Source organism: Streptomyces sp. NPDC050147, assembly GCF_040660195.1.
Classification (GTDB): Bacteria; Actinomycetota; Actinomycetes; order Streptomycetales; family Streptomycetaceae; genus Streptomyces.
In genome coordinates, this window is the sequence record NZ_JBFALJ010000006.1 from 103,583 (window position 1) to 122,774 (window position 19,192).

The window sequence follows — 19,192 nt, forward strand, 5'->3', positions numbered from 1 at the left end:
ACTGCTTCCTTTACGCCTCCAGCAGCCCGGCGACAACTTGTGACGGTCCGTGAGCATCCCGGGAGCGGCGCGTCACCCGGTTGGCTCAGACAAACAGGGCGTACCAGAGAAAAGCCGCACAGGGTGGGTGGGATGCCCCGTAACCCGCAGCCGGAGGTGGACGTGCCGCGTCAGCTACCCCCCTGGGGACTCACCCGTGGAGGGGAGAGACCCCGGTTGCGCAGCACGGCCGCCGCCCTTACGTCCCTGACCGCACTTGCCGCCACCGGGCTCGTGGCGGGCCCCGCGACCGCCCAGCCCTCGGCGGCCCCCTGCGCGCTGCAGCGCACACCGGCGCATCACTCGGAGGGCCTGGACACCTGGAACGACGCTTATACGCGCCCCGACCAGGCCCTCGACGCGGTCATGGTCTTCCTCTCCTTCCCCGACTCCCCGCCCCGGATCGCCCCCGAGGATCTGGCGGCCGACTACTTCCCCGCCACCAGCCAGTTCTTCGACCGCGCCTCTTACGGCAAGTTCGCCCTGCGTCCGCACGCGCGGCGCGAGTGGGTCCAGATGCCGGACGACTCCACCTCGTACGCCATACAGCGCGACTGGAGTCCCTCCCGGCGCAGCGCCTATCTGCGGGACGCGGTCGCCGCGGCCGATCCGCGCGTCGACTTCTCCCGGTACGACGTCGTCTACTTCGTCGCCGACCCGGACGCGCCCGGCGTCGACTCGGACGCGACGAAGGTGGTCAACTTCGACCGGCCGATGCGGGCCGACGGCGCGGACATCAGGCGCATCGTCACGGTCTTCGAGCGGCATCCGCCGGACCGCAACGTCCTCGCCCACGAGACCGGCCACGTCTTCGACCTGCCCGACCTCTACCACCGGCCGACGGACGGCGAAGGCGACTGGGACACGCACGTCGGCGACTGGGACGTCATGGGCAGCCAGTTCGGGCTCTCACCGGACCTCTTCGGCTGGCACAAGTGGAAGCTCGGCTGGCTGGATCAGCGGCAGGTGGCGTGTGTCGAGGGCGGGGGGCGGCGGCTGACCCTGGAGTCGCTGTCGACGCGGCCCGTGCGCGGGGGCATCGGCGGCACCAAGCTGGCGGTCGTCCGCACGGGCCGCGGCAGCGTGATCGCCTTCGAGGCGCGCGACGCGGCGGGCAACGACCGCGGCACCTGCAGCGAGGGAGTGCTCGTCTACCGCGTACGCAATGAGGCGCCGTCCGGCGGCGGTCCGGTCGAGGTGCTCGACGCCCACCCGGAGTCGGAGGCGTGCTGGACCGACTCGGTGTATCCGCCGCTCGCGGACGCGCCGGTGGGGGCGGGGGAGAGCTTCACGGTGCCGGACGAGGATGTGCGCGTCGAGGTGGAGGGGCGCACGGTGTCCGGGGCGTGGACGGTGAACGTGTCGGTGGGCTGACGGGGTGGCCGCACGGGGCCTCACGGGGGCCGGCGCAGGGGCATGAAAGAAGCCCCCCGCTTTCGCGAGGGGCTTCTTTCCGTCTGTGCGCCGCCAGGGACTCGAACCCCGGACCCGCTGATTAAGAGTCAGCTGCTCTAACCAACTGAGCTAGCGGCGCCTGCTGACGTCGTAGACCTTAGCACCCTGATCGCCGCCAGGAAAAATCGATATACGGACCGCCGAGCCCGCCGCGGCACGCGCCGCGCGGACGCAGGCCCAGAGCACGACCTCGGGCCCGGGAAGCCACGGGTGGCGGGCGTCGGGCGCCACCAGCCAGCGCGATTCGAGGTGCCCTTCGAGCCGACCGGAAGGCGCCTCCGCCCGGGATTCCTGTGTGATCGGCGGCACTGTCACGGCGTCCCCCATGCCGTGGCAGAGGATGCCGGGCACGGCCCGGCCCCACTCCTCCCACTCCAGGAGCGAGGGCAGCCGCTGGGCGGTCCCGGGGGCGGCGAAGAGCAGCATGCGGCCGCGGTGCGCGGCGACGGGGCCCGAGCCTGGGCCCTCGTCCCATAACCGGTCCAGCATCCGGCGGCCGAAGACCGCGGGGACGCTCACCACGTCGAAGACGGTGCCGCAGGGGAGGACCGCGGGGGCGGTGGGGCGGCTGCGCCAGTGGGCGAGCGCGCTGCGCGGATACGTTTCCGCGGAGGCGAGCCAAGCGGCTCCCTCGGTCGTGACGTCGGAGATGTCCTGGACGCGGGCGGGGGCGGAATCCGGGTGAAGACGCGTGCTGCTCATGGCAATGACATCTACCGGTAGTGAGCGTTCCATTTCCTGGAGTTGTCAGAAATGGGGACAGCGGTTGCTGCGGGGGAGTACCTTGCCCTCCTTGGCATATGCCCGTGATCTTTTGAGAGCCGCCGGGCCCTCAGGCTCCTCAGCTCTCAGCCCCCTCGGCTCTCAGCCCTCACGCTTGGGGGCCGCCGCCACCTCCGCCGGTCCCGCGCAGGAGGTCCCGGCCGAACTCGACCATCTTCTTCGCGTAGTCCTCGGTCCACTGCGCACGCTCGGCGATCGCGGCGGGCGTCAGGCGGTCGAAGCGCCGGGGGTCGGCGAGCTGGGCCGCGGCGATCGCCTGGAACTCGACCGAACGGTCCGTCGCGGCACGGAAGGCGTGGGTCAGCTCGGTGGCGCGAGCCAGGAGCTCCCGAGGGTCCTCCATCGACTCCAGGTCGAAGAAGTGCTCCGGGTCGGCGACGGCTTCCGCGGGCTCGAAGAGCAGGGGCGCGGGTCGCAGACGCTGCTCGGTCCGGGGCCGCTCGGGCTCCGCCATGGTTCTCCTCCTCGTACGGTTTCCGGCCGTGGGGCCGTCTTCCATTCTCCCTTGCCGCGCAAGGGGGCCGTGGGCCCTGTGCTCACGGCTGCCGCCAGGCGACCCGGTGTTCCGCGAGGCGCGCGAGCACGGCGTGGTTCGCCTCCCAGCCCTGGGAAGACAAGATCACCCAATATGCTGCCAGGGCCCAGAGGAAGAAGGTAGGCACATGTCCAGTGCACGACTCCAGCCCGGTATGCGAGTGCTCAAGGTACGCCGCATCAGTAGGGACACCGAGGACAGCTCTGCTCTTGCCCGGCAGGGCGAGGAACTGGACGCAGCAGCCACGGAGGGCCGGTACGCGGTCGCCGGTGAGGTAGAGGACTCCACAGTCTCCGGTGCGGTCAACCTGGGTGATCGGCCGAAGCTGGGCCGGTGGATGAAGGAGCCTCACTGGCACGACTGGGACGCAATCATGGTCACGTCCCTGGACCGGATCACCAGGGACCAGCACCACTGGGACCGATTCGCGGAACGCTGCCACGGGGGAAACAAGGAAATCATCTGCCTTGATGACCCCGGACTAGATATCCACACTCCGACCGGCCGAATGATTGCCTACATCAAGGCAACTCAGGCACAGGAGTACCGGGAAGCCATCGTAAGGAAGCGACGGAATCAGACCCAGTACTACCGTGACGAGTCCCTTTGGGGTGGTGGTACTTGGCCGTTCGGATACCGTCCGGTGTTGGCTGAGTACAAGGGGAAGCAGCGTTACAAGCTCATCGTTGACCCTGTTACTGGCCCTCTTATTCGTGAGGCATACCAACGGATCGCAGAGCAAGGCTGGAACATGAGTCGAGTTTGTGATGACTGGAATCAGCGGGGAATCCTGACTTCCCAGGATTATCAGCGAAGTATCAACGCTCAGGAAAAGAAGGCCGGGGTAAAGACCAACATCAAGGGCACCAAGTGGTCTACCTCAACCCTGGGAAAGATGCTGAAGAAGCCCATCCTGAAGGGTGTTGCCATGCATAAGGGGCAACCACTACTGAGAGATGGACTCCCCGTAAGGTGGGCAGATCCTATTCTGACCGATCAGGAGTATGACAAGCTCCAGGTCACTGTTAGGAACTTGGGGAAACACAGGGCCGGAATCAAGTCCAATAGCTCCCCAATGACTGGAGTTCTAATCTGCCCTTGCGGGCTCAAGATGTATGAGAACAGCTCCCCGACGAAACTCAAGACTGGGGAAATTAGGAAGCACGAGTATTTCCGGTGCTCATCGTGGAGCAATGGGGCAGCGTGCCCGTTCTCTGTGTCCTGGACTCAGCAATTCCTGTACGAGCAGTCGGAGAGTGCATTCCTGTCCAAGCTGGGGGACGAGGAAGTTATGGAGCGTTCCTATGTTCCCGGACGAGACAACCGGCAGCAGATCGCGGAGTTGACCGCAGCCATCGATAACCTGTCGCAGGCGATCGGACAGGCAACGTCAGCCACTGCTGTCACGGCTCTGACCAACACGCTGGACCGGCATTCGGAGAACCTGGCCAAGCTCCAGGAGGAGCCATTCGTGCCAGGGCATTGGGAGGAGAGGGGGACGGGGCAGACCTACCGGCAGAGGTGGGCACGGTTCAGGGACTGGAGCGAGAAGGGGCCGTTCCTCCGGAAGTCAGGTTTCCGGCTGTACCCGATCGGCACTCCCAAGGGAGGTTCATCTTTTGTCCTGATGACGCCGAAAGACCTCACGGACCGGGCCAGTGGTGTCCTGAACGGTGTTGAGCCTGCCGATGGAGAAGAGTACGAGACGACCATTCATCAAGCCTTCCTGGAGAGCCTGGGAGAGTTTTCCCAGATGCTTGAGCAGGAACGGGAACTGAAGTACGAGAAGCACATGGAGTACGACGGCCTCTAAGCCGTCCCCCTCTGCTCAGTTTCAATTGAATTGAATGGGGGAGCCCCTGTCTTCTGGCGGGGGCTTCCTCATGTCCGCAGTGAAAATAAGGGTGACAGGATTCAATCTGATTGGGCTCTGAAGTGCCTCTTACCCAGCAACCCCAAGGGTACGTGATAATGGTCACACACCTATCAATGCTGCATTCTGGTGGCTTTTAATTCCACGGAGACCCGTACTGCTTTCCGCTTGCTATGACGTCCCGATCAAAATAACGCGTCGGGGCGGGCCCCTCCCCCTCCCCCTCCCCTCCGCGCCCTCAGACGTTTCGCAACGCGATCAAAATGCGCAGCCAGCCTTCGCGCAATCGTCATTGTTGCGATGGAATGTATCGTGGAACAGTCGGCAATTAGGGTCGAGAGACTCTCGCAGATCCTTTTCTGACTCATCGTCGTAATTGACAACTTTAACGAGGGTCCTGGTGCCGTCGCTATGCACTGTGTAGACATCGACTCTCATCAGCTCTGCACTTCCCTTCTAAGAGGCCCTGAGCGGCTATCTCGGCTCATGCCAAGCTGGCGGACGGGAGCCTCTGCTCTCATTGGCCCCAAAGGCGCCCTAACGGTCTGGTGACCAGGGTTCTCAGGGCTCGAACGGAGGACAGCCCGAAGGGGCTAACGACCAGAGGCCGCTACCGATACCCCACCAGAGGCCTGAATGCCCCAACGGAGCACGTGAGTCGACAACCAGGGGTCTTGCTGGCAACGGGAGATCCTTGGTGGCGCCCGCATGGCCAGGGGGCTACCCCCTCCCCCTGACTAGTCAACTAGTGGGCCGTGACTCAGGTCACTGCCATCTCGTACAACCTTTTGCGGCACCCCCCTGTCTCACCAGGGAGTCGGGCCTAGTGGCCGACCGGCACCAATCGCAATTCGGAGACGCTTTAGCCTGCCTAAAAACTGAGGGGACTTTACATGATCGATGACTTTATCGAGAAGATCAGCGATGACAGTGATATCGAGCATGTGAAACATGTCGGATACTCCTCTGACCCGGACCCGACCGGCCCCATCACTCGCGGGCAAGTTTCCAGCGAAATTGCGCAGGCTATGCAGTATGCGATCTATTCCGATCAAGACTTGGAGCAGCGGATAGAAGCCCTTGAGAGTGAGAACGCAGAGCTGAAGAAGCGCGTGGATGCTCTGGCGGATGCCATCAAGGCACTCACTGCCTGACATTAGTCGGGCACCACAACAAGCGAGAGACCCGCCTCACCTGATTGAGGCGGGTCTTTCTATATCCACTATCCCGCACCAGGGGTCTGGCTCATCAGCCGGGCCCCTTTTCTAATGCCCGAATGGAGAAACATATGAGGATTAGCGAGACCTATCCCTACATGCACACGGGGCCCTGTGGGTTCGCTGACCCGTTCGGAGTGCAGTGCTCGAACGAAAACCCTTGCCCTAACCGGCAGACTGCGCCAGTCAACAGGGTGCGCCCCACCCTCACCCCAGTGGACCCATTTGCCTTCACCGAGGAAAGGCCTCAGAAGCCTGCCTCCCCGCCCGTGAAGCATGCGCCGGAACCCGAGCCCAAGAAGGCTGAGAAAATGCAGGAGAAGATGACTCGCAAGCTTCCGCGTGCCGCCCAGAAGTCAGAGTGGGAAACCGCCATTCTCTTCTGCATGGACCCCGAACTGAAGAGTCATCTCCTGCCGACCGCGTTTGCGGTGGCCCGGCTCAACGACTGGACTACTGGCAAGCCTGGAAAGAAGAGCAACGGGCACCGGCAGTCTGTGTATGCAGCCGCAGCCAAAAAGGGCAGCGTAAGGGCACTCAGCACTGACCTTAAGAACCTGTGCGAACTCGGCTGGCTGTTCCAGTACTCCACAAACCGAGGAGAGGGAAACCCTGATCTCTACTGGCTCACGATTCCAGATCACGACCACTCCCACACTTTCGACGACGTGTGGCACAAGTCGGAAGAGATCGAGTCTCGTCGGAGGGGGTAGACACCTGGGTGGAAGTACGCTTCTCCCATAACCCTGAGGTCTTTATAACCCTGAAGGGTCTATAACCCTGAAGGACGTTACTTACTGAGAAGAGTTGAAGAGACAGGCCCCTGGGAGAGCAGATGACCCAGGGGCTTCACTAATGTCCGCTTTGGGCGGACAAGTAGATATCTAGATCCCAGATGGCTTTGAGGCCATCTGGGTTTCACTCATACCACTCCAGTCGGAACTAGATCCTGAGATTCACTGACGTTCATCTCCGGGCGGATCTGTCCTCCTGTTTCACTACCTACCCTTGACACTCCGCCTACGGCTCCGTGCTCGATATGGACATCAGCACCTTAGCAACCTCACTACATGAATCCACCTACACCTCCTGCGCTGCACTCCGGTGCTTAACGGTGGATTCCTTACGCTCGGGCGTGCTGATGACAGCGACTTCTTATTCCATCCACCGATGACCAGTCTTCAACATCCACCCCATAGCTTCGCGAGGGGGATGGACGTCTTGACTTTGGTCACGGCGTCTTGAATGTGGCCGCCGCTTTATGAGCTGATGCAACAACCCCCTTTCATTCCTACCTCTCACTGGCATACGGAGAGGTGCCGGTATCTGTGACCACCGGCCCTAAGCAAGAGTCACAGCAGGCTTGGTCCGCCTGGGAGCAACGGACCCCTTTTTATTGCCCATTGATGGGATTGATTCATCCCAATCAGCTGAAAGTGAAGTGATTCAAGTGATTCCAAACTTTGACCTTGCGCGGCGGCGCCGGAACCTCGGCCTGACTCAGGAAGATGTTGGCAACCTGGTGGGTGTTGACCGCCAGACGGTTGGCCGGTGGGAGTCGGGCCAGCACGCCCCTACTCACGAACACCTTGTGAAGTGGGCTCAGACGGTCCGTATGCCTATCTCGGTACTTCTGGCCTATGTGGGTGAGAACGAGCGTGAGATTGCCGCTCTGTGCCCCGGTGGCTTCACTCAGCCGGAACACGGTGTAATCCGCCAGCTCGTTACCCAGGCCCGCGTCACTAACGCTGCCTGAACCTTTGATCACTAGGAACGGAGATTGAAAATGGCTAACAACTTTGCAGTGACTGACAAGGTGGCATCTGTTGCCGCCGCTTCCTTGGGGGCCTCTCTGGTTCTCGGCCGTACTGTATTTCGTGATGTTGAGAAGGAATTCGAGGGTGGGTTTGGTGACACCATTCGCATCCGAGTCCCTAAGGCGATTCCGGCCAAGCCTTTCATCGAAGGCACGACTACCATCACGGATATTGTCCAGACAGTGAATGAGGGCACTGTTCCCCTCAAGCTCAGTACTCACGCTGTTTCTGCGGTCTCGCTAAGCCCGAAGGACTACAGCCTGAACGTCTTCTCGACTCAGGTTCAGGCAGTCGTTCCGACTTCCCAGGGTGTTGCCGAGTACATCGAGAATGCAATTGCGACTGAACGGCTTAACCCGAAGATTGCTGCGGCTGACGCCCTGATTATCGATCCTGCCAATGTCCGTGATGCGATTCTGGACGCTGGTGTCAAGCTGGATAAGGCCAAGGTCCCGGGTACCCGCTGGCTGGCTGTTTCCCCTGATGTCAAGAAGCTGCTTTTGGCTGATCCGATGCTGGCTGCGGTCAATTCCTCTGGTGGTGACGATGCTCTGGCAGATGCTGTCATCGGTAGGCTCCATGGTTTCAACGTTGTCGTTTCGCCTTACCTGGATGCCGGTGCAGTGGCCTACGCTCAGGATGCCTTTGCCATGGCCATCCGTGCCCCGTACGCTCCGCCCGGCTCGAACGGGGCGTCTGCCGAGTTCTCTGACTCCACTTCGAGTGTTGGCTACGCGCTCACCGTTCTTCAAGCGTTCCACGACGACACTCTCACTCAGCGAATCATTGCTGAGGCTTTCGTGGGCACAGCTGAGATTGATCCGGCCCGTTCAGTTGGTCTGAAGCTTTCTTCCGGTGCGTTCAGTGCTGAGACCATGAGCGCCAAGACTGCGAAGAAGTAGTGAGCAGGGATTGGCCGGATCACCCCCGCCCTAACCCGATTCCCGAGAAGGGAAAGCCCTGGACTGAATAGTCTGTTGATCTGAGTATTGATCTGGGCAACAGGACGCCACTCAAGTGGCTTTCCTAGGGCACACGAGAGCCCCCTACCGGCGTAGGGGGCATCTGTGTTGAGGTCAACAGGATCCCGGGTTGACTCCCAAACTGGTCCGCTAGGAGTAGTTGGAGCTTTTCCGTCCCTCGCGCACCAGGGTCCTTAACGGCTAGCTCGGTACTCGTCAGGCTGGCCGCCATGCTCGTCCACCCACCATGCCACGGTGCAATCAAGGCACCTGTAGCGCCATCGTGGCTTACGTGTCGCAGGGTCATGGGGGCGCGACAGGATCACGTGAATGCTGCGGCATTGCACGCACCGGGCAGCCTTCACGAACGGACTGATGGCGAGATACGCAGGGCCTCCGCTATCCGCTGAGCATGCTCGGCCTTGAGCGCGGGCACTGCGACGTACGCGTGCCCTTGAGGACGGCCAACCATGGGCCGGATGCTGTCGCAGACTTCCTTGGGGAGTCCTAGCGCGGTGAGCGCTTCTCGGAGTGCATTGCTGGCGTCATCCGCTGTCCTGAGACTGCTCCGCCAAGTTTGCATATCGATGTCCACGGGGCTCACCTGTGGTCGTCTTGGTGGTGCTGCGTGAGTTCCACGTTCGTGTCAGAAACCGCGCTGTAGTTACTGGTCGATCTGAAGTTCTCTCGCTTGTTGCAGAGCCCCAAACAGCGTTTACAGCCGGGGACTGCACGGGGCTCGGGGGGAAGCTCCGTCAGTCCGCTATAACTCTGTTGATTCTGTGTCACGTTGTGGCCTCCCCGCGCCTCGATTCGCTGGGAACCATCGTGGGCCGGTTGGCTAACTGTCTCTAGCCGCTTTCCCGTTGCTGCAAAAGGTCGTCCCTGATGGACGTCAGTAGGGCCCTCATGTCGTCGCCCTCAAGAGCGTCGGCGGCGAACCCATCGAACTTGGCGACGTACAACGCAATGTCTCTCGGGTCGGTCACGACAACTTCCGCGTGAACCGTCTCTACGGTCACCGCGCGGTCGTCACGGACCACGAAGGCGTGGTTCGGGATGTCATGTTTGGGTCCGGCGAGTGGCACCACCAGGACGTCAACGTTGGGAAGCCGGGACACAGAGATGAGCCGGTCTATCTGCCCGACCATGACCATGGGCGGAACGATCAGCCACCGAAGAACGGGTTCTGTGATCACGAACCGCAGAGTCTTGCCTTCGTCGTACAGAACCTCTTGCCGTTCAAGCCTCGCGCTCACGGTCTGACGAACGGTGTCCTCTGTCAGGTCGTCGTGCCGGGAAAGGACTGCCCGCATGTACTCGGGGGTCTGGAGCAGTCCCGGTACCAGGGCGGGTTGGAAGAGCCGTAGGAGCGTCATGCGGGCCTCAAGAGCCTGCAACTGTCTCTGCGCCTTGTGGAGTCCTGCGCGTTGGATGAGACGCCATGCTGTGGCTTCTGTTGCTGCTACGCGGGCGGCATCCATGTACTCGGCCTTGACGTCGTCTGAGACGCCGATAGCCGTCAGGATGCGGTCAACATCATCAGCGGTAGCTGAAGCCTTGCCGGTCTCGATCTTGCTCAGCTTGCTGGCGGACATGACAGCGCCACGGGCCACGACTTTGGCCTCTTTCTCTGAGGCTTGCCGTAGTGCCCGTAGCGCCGCACCAAGCTCTGAACGGTTCACTCCCCGTACTTTGCCCACCAGTCCGCGAACGGGACAGCGTGAGCTAGGGCTGTATCCCGGTAAGTGACGTACTCAGGCCCACGGTCATCCGGCAGCAGATCAGCCCCGAGGAACTTGCCGTCATGGCTGTAGTGGAAGCGTGCCGGAGTGGTCGAGTCGAAGAGCCAGAAGTCCCCCACACCATTGGGGACAGGGCTCGGCCGGTCGGTCACATCGAGGATGAAGAACTCTTCACCGGCTGTAGCGTTCGTCCGGTAGCCCCACCCGAGTTCGAACCGCAGGTACGGGGTGAGTGGCCGCGTGAGGATGTGGACGCGGTACATGCGGCGCCCTGAGCCGACATAGGTCCGGATCTCGTCGAGCCAGTCGGCGTTGTAGTCAGCAGGCTGCGGCTGGCCATCCAGGTACAGCCGGTACGCGTCGACGTTCCCGGATTGGCTGTAGTCGTCGAGGGTTTCGAGCCGGAACGCTTCCTGCCGGAAGCTGTCGAACAGGTCCCCCAGGGAGCGGCTAGAGCTGCCCACCGAAGGCCTCTCGGATGAGTTCCATGGGGATCTCTACAAGGTGTTCGTGTCCGGGGATGTTGAGCCCGTGGCCTTCCGGCGTCTCGCCCTGTACGAGGATCGTGCCCCGGTCGGTCTTGTAGATCGAGGGGCAGTCCTTCTTGTCACACGTCGTCGCCAGCATGGTCACCTTCACGAGCGTTCCCCTTCCCGTAGACGGAGCGTCTCGTCTGATCGTCGCGAGGCGGTGTGGGTAGGGCAAGGGGTTCGGGTTTCGAGAACGGGAAATCGTCCTGTGGCGGACCATGACGACTTGTTCACGCACCACATGCAGCGGCTGAGGCTGACTCGCGCCCTGGAGAACCGCCAAGCTCCCTGCCTGGGTTGATCTAGGAGTACGGCACTTTGTGGTTCTGCAAGTGATCCCACGTGGTAAACATTGCATCCCAGCCGTCCGGGAACTTCACCGTGACGCCCAGTTGGACCGGTTCCGTCGACGGGTGGTCGTCGAGCAGTTCGCTGACGCCCGCGCGGCAGACCACGATGCAGGCGTGGCGGTGGCGGGAGGTCAGGACGCAGAGGCGGCCCGTCTCCAGGTGGAACGCCGTGGCGTCCGGGCGGCCCGAGAGCGGGTGCAGGACCACCGTCACGTCGTACTCGCGGCCCTGCAGCCGGTTGGCGGTGTCCACCGTGACATCCCTTACGCCCATCTCCGCGAGGGTCGCCCGCACCTTCGCCGCCTGGTCGCGGTGGGCGGTGCCGACGGCGATGCGGTCGGCCGTCAGGGGGGTGGGGTCCGGGCCGCGCTCCGACGTGGCCGCGCCGCCGCGGTCCAGGAGACGCCGGACGACCCGGGCCACCGCGTGCACGGCCTCGGGGTCGGTGCGCGGCGTGTTCCGTGCGGGCAGTTCGAGCAGGCCCCAGCCCGACTCCGCCGCCTCGTCGATCACCCGGTCGGGACCGGAACCGTCCGACGGCACACCGAAGCGGAGCTTCCGGTCGCCGTGGTCCGTGCCGCTGCGGAAGGGCGTGTACGGATAGAACGCGGCCGAGACCAGCGGGGCGGCCGACGCCGGGAGCCGCCAGGACACCGGGAGGCGGTGCTGGGGCAGTTCGGGGTTGTGCGCGAGCAGGGTCGTCACCGCGCTCGCCGAAGGGTCGTACGCGAGACCGGCCCACTGCTCGGCGCCCACGATCGAGAATGGGTCGAGCTGGCCGGGGTCGCCCACGAACAGGGCCCGCTCGAAGAGCCCGGCCACCGCGAGCAGCGCGTCCGAGCGCATTTGGTACGCCTCGTCCACGATCGCGTGCCGCCAGGGCCCGTCGAGCTTGGTGGCCTCGACGTGCGCCCACTTCGCGGCCGTCGACACGACGACATCGAGCCCGGCGAGGTCGGCGGCCTTCGTGGACGTACGGACGAAGGGCAGGTCGTCGAGCGCCTTGTCGTACGCGTCCGGGTCGCTGCTGTGCAGACGGCCGACCGGCAGCTCGGGGTCCTTCTCGGCCAGCCGCAGGACCAGGTCGTCGACCTGGGCGTTCGTCTGCGCGATCACCATCAGGGGGCGTCCCGCGGCGGCCAGTTCGCGGGCCGCGCGCACCACGAGGGTCGACTTGCCCGCGCCGGGCGGCGAGTCGACGACGACGCCGCGGTGCGCGCTGTGCAGCGTGTCGTGCAGGATCGCGTCCGTGGCGCGGCCGGCCGCCTCGCCGGGGTCGAAGGAGGCGCGGTCGAAGGGGGCGGTCGGACTCACAGGGTGTCCTCCGGCGTCACGGGGTCAGGGCGCTCGGCGGCGTCGCCCGGCGGGCCGCCGTGGGTCCAGGGAGTCGCCTCCGGGTCGGGGAGCTTGGGGCCGCCGCGCTGTTCGTGCTCGAAGAGCGTCCAGCAGATCCGGTCGCCCTTCTGCGGCACGGAGCCGGGCTCGGGCTCCTTGCCGCGGCCCATCTTGTCGGTGATGCGCAGTACGACAAAAGCACCGCTGTCCTCGGCCTCGTACGTCACGAACTCGGCCGTCTGCGGCTTGCCCTGGAGCGAGCGGTACACCTTCGCGCGCTCGGCCAGGTGCGGGCGGTCGTCCGTGCGGACGGTGACCAGGGGCCGGGGCCGCGGGCTCTTGCTCTCGCTGTACGCCATGACCACCTCGGTCACCTCACCGGTGAACGCCTCGCCCGCGAGCCGGCGGCCCGCCATCACCAGGGGGTCGTCGAGTGCTTCCTGCGCTTCCAGCCTGGCCTGCTCGCGCTCCCGCGCGCCGAGCTTGTTCGCCGCCGTCACCGCGTCGTCGACGCGGGGCTGCGGGGGCTCGCCTGCCCTCACGCGGTCCCGGTGACCGGTGAACGACCAGCGGTCGCGGGTCCAGCGGTCGGCGGCGTGCGGGGCCTCGGGAATCGTGCAGAGCGCGTCGAGACCGCGCCACACCGCGTCCCAGGTGGGGCGGGTCCTGCTCTCGATCAAGGCGCGGATCTCCCGCTCGGCCGCGGCCAGTTCGGCGAGGCGGACGTCCGCCTGGATGCCGTCCTCGGCGGTGGCGAGGGCGCCGCGCGCGCGGTCGTGGCGCTCGATGGCCGGGGCGAGCAGACGGTTGTCGAAGGCCGGGTCCGTGGCGGGGCCCGCGGGCGGGCAGAGCAGCTGGCCGTCCTTGTCCCGCGCCAGCTCGGCACGGAGCGCGGCGTCGGCGCCGGAGGTGCCTTCCGGGGCCTCGATCCAGGCGAGCAGGGCGCCCAGGTGCTGGTCCTCCAGGCTGGACTGGCCGGTGGCCCAGTGCCGGGAGAGCAGGTCGGTCATGGCGACGAGGAGGGAGGAGCCCGGCACCCGGGCGCGCTCCCCGAAGTGGGTCAGCCAGCGGCCCAGGAGGGGGACGCGGGGAGGGGCGGGATACGGGGTTTCCGGGTCCTGCTCGGCGGTGCGGCGGAAGCGGGTGGAGCGGCCGATGAGCCGGACGAAGTCGATGCCCGCGCGGCTCGGGACGATCAACTGCGGGGCGTCCGAGCAGAGTTCGACCTCCACCTTGACGCGCTTGCCGGTCTCCGGGTCCGTCTCGCTGCGTTCCGCTGCTTCGACGTCGTCCGTGAACGAGTCGACGTACTCCAGGACGGAGTCCGCGAGCTGGGCCAGGAAGGTGAAGCGCAGGTCGCGGTCGCGGGGCTGGTGTACGACGAGGACGCGGGGGGAGGTGCGCTCCGTCCCGACGAGCGCGCCGAGCGGGGCGCCGGCCTCACCGGCGGTGACGAGGGGGACGAGGACGAGAGGCCGCTGGGAGAGGTGGCGGTGGCGCACCATCGCCCTCGGCTGGGCCCGGCCGGTGGTTACCGCTTCCAGGCGGGCGAGGTTGTCGATCAGCGACATCGGGCGGCCCTCCCGTGCGGGTCCGCTGCGCGGGGCTGGTCGGGTGTGCGGTGCGAGTCGGCTGCGCGGTGCGAGTCGGCTGTGCGGTGCGTCGGCGTCTGCGGGCCGTCGTTCGTTGCCCCGCCGCTTCGCGGCGGAATGTTCCCACCCGCCCACCCGATCACCCGGCGGCAGCCACTCACCGAAGAGCGGTCCCGTGGGTGGGTGGGCGGGAGCGGAGCCGCCGCCGCGGAGCACTGGCGCGAGCGGCGCCGGGCCGCGCCGGGCGGCATCGCCGCAAGGGCGGTCAGCACGGCGCACCCCCCGCCGACGCCCCGCTCGAGGCGCCCCCGCCGGACAACGCCTCGGCCCGTAGCGCCGCCGCCCTGCGCAGTGCCGCCACCGTCGGGTCCTCGGGGTCGCCCGAGGCTCCGGTGGCCGCGGACAGAACGTCACCGATCGTCGTCAGGCCGCCCAGCTCGCCCCGCACCGAACGGCCCAGGGCGGTCACCGCACCCCTCTCGCGGGAGCGTTCGCGGCAGTGGAAGGCCAGCTCGCAGGCGGCCAGGCACTCGGGGGCGTACGTCGCCGGGACCGATTCGACCGCTGCCGTCAGGTCGGCCACGGGGAGGTTCACGTCGAAGGTGGTGCCCTCCGGAAGCGCGTCCGCGATGTCCTCGATGCGGGTCAGGCGCGCCAGCTGGCGCCTCGTCACGGAGATCTGTTTGCGCACGTCGATGGCCGACGCGGTGGGGAGGTTCGAGAAGTCCTTGGGGCATACCAGGAGCACGTGGTGCCGGACGCGGGGCGCGGGGTCCATGCGGGCCGTCACTGCCTCCAGCGCCAGGGCGTACACCGCGGCTTGGCGCGCCGCCGCGCCCACCTTCGCCGCGTCCGCCGAGCCGTCGATCATCGGGAAGGACTTGATCTCGACGACCGTCCACGTGCCGTCGGGATGGACTACCACCGCGTCCGGTTCGAGGAAAGCCGGCGTCCCCGCGACGTCGAGGGCCAGCATGGGGTGGTCCAGGAGGGTCCAGCCCTGCGACGACGTGGCCTCGCGCAGCGCGAGAGAGGTGCGGGCCGCCCGGCCTTCGGGGCCCACCGCGGCGAGGTCCGGCACGGACGACTCGCCCGGCACCGGCTCCGGGCCGCCGCCGAGCCTGCCGTGCACGAGCCGCAGCAGCTCAACGCCGCCGTCGGCCTTGACCTTCGCCTCGAAGGCGTTGCCCCGCATGAAAGCGAACTGTGACTGACCGAAGGGCGCGGGGGTGCCGAGGGACTGCGCCAGCGTCGCCTTGTCCACGCCCGCGCCGTCGAGCAGCGCACGCCGCCGGCAGCCCGGATTCGCGGCGAGGGCCGCGAGCGCGCGGGCGTCGAGCGGTGACGCGGGGACGTCCGGTCCGCGCAGCTCAGCGAGCCGCTGTCGGAGTGCTGTCCCCCGCCTCGGCGGGTCGGGCACTCGGCTCGGCGCCTGGCTCGGCAGGCCGCTTGCGCGGCCGGGGAATTCGCTCACCCACGGAAGTCTGGCACCCGCCACTGACAATTGAGGACTCCGGGGCGGACGAGACGGACGACGAGGCCACGAGGGAGGCCGGCCTCGGCCCGGCCGCCACCCCCGACGAAGGCCGCGCGACATCGAACGGCAGTTTGACCCTGGCCTTCACGCGGTCCGCGAGCCGCAGCACCGGCCGGGCGAGGAGCAGCCCGAGGCCCATCACCGCGGCGCCCGCGACCGCGTCGAGGAAGTAGTGGTTGGCGGTGCCCATCACGACGATCGTGGTGATCAGCGGGTAGGCCACCGCCGCGGTCTTGACCAGCGGCGAACGGCCCTGCCGCCACAGCACGACCCCGCACCACAGAGCCCAGCCCACGTGCAGGCTCGGCATCGCCGCGTACTGGTTGGTCATGCCGCCGAGCCCGCGCGGCGCGCTCGCCTCGCCGCCCCACCAGCCGAAGTCGCTGTACTGCGCCATGGTGTCGACGAAGCCGTACCCCTCGCTCAGCAGGCGGGGCGGGCAGGTCGGCAGCAGCGTGAAGCCGACCAGGCCGATCATCGTGGAGGTCATCAGCCACGCGCGCGCCGCGCGGTAGTGGACCGCGCGGCTGCGGAAGAGCCACACGAGGATCAGGGGCGTGACCAGGTAGTGCAGCGACGCGTACCAGAAGTCGGCGGGCACGCCTATCCAGGAATGGTCGGTGAACAGGCGGTTCAGCGGGTGCTCGGCGTTGAGACGCAGGAACTTCTCGACGCGGAGGATGCTCAGGCCGTTGTCGACCGCGCCTGCCACATCGCCGCGGGCCAGCAGGCGTCCCGCCGAGTACGCGGCGTACACCAGCAGGATCAGCGGCAGCTCCGTCCACCAGCGGAGCCGAAGCCCGCTGATGCCCCCGGTGCCCGGAGCGTCAGTCTGCGGCATCCGGTCGGTCCCCCATCTGTCTTTGGTCACGCGGTGTTCAACGGCGCCTCACCTTACGGCGTACGCGAAAGGACGCTGAGAGGGTCCCCGGTCGTCTTAGACGCAGAGATCCACGAGCAGGTTGCTCCTCGCGGGCACGAGTGATCGCGACATGAGGCGTGAGTGATGATGGAGGGTACGGACAGCTGTCTGTTTACAGAATTCGTTCTATGACAGCTGATGGTCTCCACCGGTGGCTGTCGGCTCGGAAAGGCTCGACATGGCACCGCGCATCCTGCTGGCCCGCCACGGACAGACGGAGTGGTCCCTGTCCGGGAAGCACACCGGCAGGACGGACATTCCGCTCCTGGAAGAGGGCCGCAACGGCGCGAAGCTCCTGGGCGAGCGTCTGCGCCGCGCCCCCTTCGACGGCCTCCCGGACGTCGAGGTGCGCACCAGCCCCCTCGCGCGTGCGCGCGAGACCTGCGAGATCGCCGGCTTCGGGGACCGTGCCACCACTTGGGACACGCTCATGGAGTGGGACTACGGCTCCTACGAGGGCATGACCCCGGCCGACATCCAGGGCGTACGCCCCGGCTGGTTCATCTGGCGCGACGGCGTCCCCAGGGGCGAGACCCTGGAGCAGATCACCGCCCGCGCGGACGAGGTGGTGGCCTGGGCGCGCGGCGCGGACCGCGACGTCCTGGTCTTCGCGCACGGACACATCCTGCGCTCCATCGGCGCACGCTGGCTCGGTCTCGGCGTCGACTTCGCCGCCCGCATCCGCCTCAACCCGACCTCGATCTCCACCCTGGGCTGGGCCTACGGCGAACCGGCCGTCGAGTCGTGGAACGACACCGGACACCTGGTGTAGGCGCAGCGGCGTACGGCTGTCCCCGGTGCGACGGCTGTTCTGCCAGGGCGCGGCGCGTACGGCTCTCTATACGGCACGCGGCAGAGAAGCGTGCCGCTCCAGGAAGCCGCACACCCCCGAAGCCCGCCGGTGCGGAAGCAGCACCCGGGCCGTCGTGGCGAGCATCGACTGGATGCGCGACGACTGCACCTCGTCCAGGAGCCCGAGCACGCGCATGCCCGCCGTCGCCGCCTCGTCCGGGCGGCCCGCGCGGGCCAGGTCGTCGGCGAGCTCCGCGGTGTAGAGGGCGATGTTGCGGGTGAACTGCGGGGTCTGCGCCGACGCGATGCCCGCCGCGCGCCGTGCGTGCCGGGCGGCCCGCTCCCAGTCGCCGAGCGCCGACCAGCACTGCGCCTCGAGGACTTCGAGCTCGGCGGGCCCGTAGAAGGTCATCCACTCCGGATCGGTGTCCGAGGGGCCCCGGTCGAAGAGGGCGTGCGCGCGGGTCAGTGACCGTTCGCAGCCCGTCCGGTCGCCGAGCCCCGCCCAGCCCCCGGCCTCACGCAGCGCGAGGAGCGAGAGCAGCCGCGGCGACGCGAGGTGCCGGGCGGCCCGCGTCGCCGCCTGCGACGCCCGCACCGCCTCCCGGGGGCGCCCGGCGTCGCGCGCCAGGAAGGCCGTGTTGCAGAAGGCGTGCGCCTCCAGAGCCGAGTCACCGGCCATGCGGGCCGTCGCGAGCGCCTCCGCGTAGTGCGAGCGGGCGTCGTCGAAGCGTCCCGAGTCGTGCGCCAGCCAGCCCACGGAGATGGACAGTTCACCGGCGCTCGAGTACAGCCGGTCCGTCATCGACTGGCGGGTCGTGCCCGCGTCGAGCAGGGCGTAGGCGGTCCGCAGCGGGGCGGCCGCGCGCCGGTACAGGCCATCGGCCCCGTGCCGGTCGTCGAGCAGCCGGATCCTGCGCACGGCCTCCTCGACCGCGATCGCCTCGGCCTCGCCCGACCGGCCGCCGCGCCGTGCGGTGGCCTCGGCGCGGCTCGCGTCGGCGAACCCGAAGGACCCCAGGGAGGCGGCGGCCACGGTGGCCGTACCGCTCATGAATGCGCGACGCCGCACGTCGATCTCCTCGTGACTCTGGATCTCGTACGGGTCGCACTCGTGCAGTTCGGGGCCCATCGGCCCGGACGGGGGAGACTCATACAGCTGGATCGTGGTGTGTGATGCGGGCGCTTTGGACATGGTGCGCGCCCCCCGCCCGCGCACCGCGGAGCGGGGCGCGAACCCCAGGTCCGTCAGTGTCCGGCCGGGGAACATGTGCAGGAAGACCCGCTCATAGGCGTAGTTGGGGCAGCGGATCTCGCCCGCCTCGACGCGTCCGACGTAACGGGCGTCGCAGCTGACGCGCTCACCGATCTCACGAGCGGCCCGTCGGATCAAGGCGGCGAACTCGCCCGGAGAGCGCTGTCCCCGCAGTTGCCGGAAGGGAAGATTCGGTCGTGGGGACGGAGTTGACGATGCCATCGGTGACGACGCCATGGCCTGACCCTCTCGTACGGATCGTGCCGGATTGCGCCGAATCCTGTGGATACGGCGATACTGCCCCTGTTCCGGCGGAGCACGAACGTACCGGCTGTGAGGGGACCGGCACGCGGGGTTTGGCTACAAACCGGATATCTCACCCACGATCCGCCATGAAGTGCCATCCTTTGCGGCGGCATTACGCCGTAGCTGTTGACGCCGTCCCGCGTTGAA

General features: G+C 66.6%; 17 protein-coding genes and 1 tRNA gene. 7 read left to right on the forward strand and 11 right to left on the reverse strand.

All coding sequences use genetic code 11. From position 1 onward, the window contains the following. The first annotated feature begins 132 nt into the window (after positions 1-132). Positions 133-1,413 (forward strand): M6 family metalloprotease domain-containing protein, encoded by a 1,281-nt coding sequence (locus AB0I94_RS12280; RefSeq protein WP_363309431.1) that lies wholly within the window; start codon positions 133-135, stop codon positions 1,411-1,413. Positions 1,414-1,499: 86 nt separating this feature from the next. Here AB0I94_RS12280 and AB0I94_RS12285 read toward each other — a convergent pair. The 3 genes from AB0I94_RS12285 to AB0I94_RS12295 all read right to left on the reverse strand — a co-directional run bounded on the left by AB0I94_RS12285 (position 1,500) and on the right by AB0I94_RS12295 (position 2,731). After that, positions 1,500-1,573: transfer RNA gene (locus AB0I94_RS12285), tRNA-Lys, on the reverse strand. After that, complete coding sequence (locus AB0I94_RS12290; RefSeq protein ID WP_363309433.1) at positions 1,564-2,196, reverse strand: bifunctional DNA primase/polymerase; 633 nt, start codon at positions 2,194-2,196, stop codon at positions 1,564-1,566. Before AB0I94_RS12290 ends, AB0I94_RS12285 begins: the two co-directional genes overlap by 10 nt. A gap of 169 nt (positions 2,197-2,365) precedes the next feature. Further along, positions 2,366-2,731 (reverse strand): hypothetical protein, encoded by a 366-nt coding sequence (locus tag AB0I94_RS12295; RefSeq protein WP_363309434.1) that lies wholly within the window; start codon positions 2,729-2,731, stop codon positions 2,366-2,368. 208 nt (positions 2,732-2,939) lie between these two features. Between AB0I94_RS12295 and AB0I94_RS12300 the strand changes: the two genes are divergently transcribed. The 5 genes from AB0I94_RS12300 (at position 2,940) to AB0I94_RS12320 (ending at position 8,621) form a co-directional block, all read left to right on the forward strand. Next, positions 2,940-4,625 carry a recombinase family protein gene (locus AB0I94_RS12300; protein WP_363309435.1) on the forward strand — a complete coding sequence of 562 codons (1,686 nt, stop codon included), beginning with the start codon at positions 2,940-2,942 and terminating at the stop codon, positions 4,623-4,625. Positions 4,626-5,578: 953 nt separating this feature from the next. Continuing rightward, the gene (locus tag AB0I94_RS12305) at positions 5,579-5,839 is read left to right on the forward strand and encodes a hypothetical protein (RefSeq protein ID WP_363309436.1); all 261 of its coding nucleotides are present in this window, start codon (positions 5,579-5,581) and stop codon (positions 5,837-5,839) included. A 278-nt stretch (positions 5,840-6,117) separates the two neighbouring features. Further along, complete coding sequence (locus AB0I94_RS12310; RefSeq protein ID WP_363309437.1) at positions 6,118-6,615, forward strand: hypothetical protein; 498 nt, start codon at positions 6,118-6,120, stop codon at positions 6,613-6,615. 809 nt (positions 6,616-7,424) lie between these two features. After that, a complete protein-coding gene (locus AB0I94_RS12315) occupies positions 7,425-7,658 on the forward strand; it encodes a helix-turn-helix transcriptional regulator (protein ID WP_363309591.1) in 234 nt (77 codons plus the stop codon). A 30-nt stretch (positions 7,659-7,688) separates the two neighbouring features. Beyond that, complete coding sequence (locus AB0I94_RS12320; protein ID WP_363309438.1) at positions 7,689-8,621, forward strand: hypothetical protein; 933 nt, start codon at positions 7,689-7,691, stop codon at positions 8,619-8,621. Between the two features lie 911 nt (positions 8,622-9,532). Here the strand turns inward: AB0I94_RS12320 and AB0I94_RS12325 are convergent. From AB0I94_RS12325 to AB0I94_RS12355, 7 genes are all read right to left on the reverse strand, one after another. Further along, positions 9,533-10,366 (reverse strand): helix-turn-helix transcriptional regulator, encoded by an 834-nt coding sequence (locus tag AB0I94_RS12325; RefSeq protein WP_363309439.1) that lies wholly within the window; start codon positions 10,364-10,366, stop codon positions 9,533-9,535. Continuing rightward, positions 10,363-10,890: a DUF6879 family protein gene (locus tag AB0I94_RS12330; RefSeq protein WP_363309440.1), complete on the reverse strand. Its 528-nt coding sequence runs from the start codon at positions 10,888-10,890 to the stop codon at positions 10,363-10,365. Before AB0I94_RS12330 ends, AB0I94_RS12325 begins: the two co-directional genes overlap by 4 nt. Continuing rightward, on the reverse strand, positions 10,877-11,065 hold the full coding sequence (locus AB0I94_RS12335) for a hypothetical protein (RefSeq protein WP_363309441.1): 189 nt from the start codon (positions 11,063-11,065) through the stop codon (positions 10,877-10,879). Before AB0I94_RS12335 ends, AB0I94_RS12330 begins: the two co-directional genes overlap by 14 nt. Before the next feature lie 193 nt (positions 11,066-11,258). After that, positions 11,259-12,620 (reverse strand): AAA domain-containing protein, encoded by a 1,362-nt coding sequence (locus AB0I94_RS12340; protein ID WP_363309442.1) that lies wholly within the window; start codon positions 12,618-12,620, stop codon positions 11,259-11,261. Continuing rightward, on the reverse strand, positions 12,617-14,212 hold the full coding sequence (locus AB0I94_RS12345) for a hypothetical protein (protein WP_363309443.1): 1,596 nt from the start codon (positions 14,210-14,212) through the stop codon (positions 12,617-12,619). The genes AB0I94_RS12340 and AB0I94_RS12345 overlap by 4 nt, the downstream gene beginning before the upstream one ends. 286 nt (positions 14,213-14,498) lie before the next feature. Next, entirely contained in the window at positions 14,499-15,653 is a 1,155-nt protein-coding gene (locus AB0I94_RS12350) for a hypothetical protein (protein WP_363309592.1), read from the reverse strand. Beyond that, positions 15,604-16,611 (reverse strand): phosphatase PAP2 family protein, encoded by a 1,008-nt coding sequence (locus AB0I94_RS12355; RefSeq protein ID WP_363309444.1) that lies wholly within the window; start codon positions 16,609-16,611, stop codon positions 15,604-15,606. Before AB0I94_RS12355 ends, AB0I94_RS12350 begins: the two co-directional genes overlap by 50 nt. A gap of 259 nt (positions 16,612-16,870) precedes the next feature. Between AB0I94_RS12355 and AB0I94_RS12360 the strand changes: the two genes are divergently transcribed. Next, positions 16,871-17,464 (forward strand): histidine phosphatase family protein, encoded by a 594-nt coding sequence (locus tag AB0I94_RS12360; RefSeq protein ID WP_363309445.1) that lies wholly within the window; start codon positions 16,871-16,873, stop codon positions 17,462-17,464. Positions 17,465-17,530: 66 nt separating this feature from the next. On the opposite strand, the gene AB0I94_RS12365 is transcribed toward AB0I94_RS12360, so the two are convergent. Then, positions 17,531-18,976: a tetratricopeptide repeat protein gene (locus tag AB0I94_RS12365; RefSeq protein WP_363309446.1), complete on the reverse strand. Its 1,446-nt coding sequence runs from the start codon at positions 18,974-18,976 to the stop codon at positions 17,531-17,533. Between the last annotated feature and the right edge of the window lie 216 nt (positions 18,977-19,192).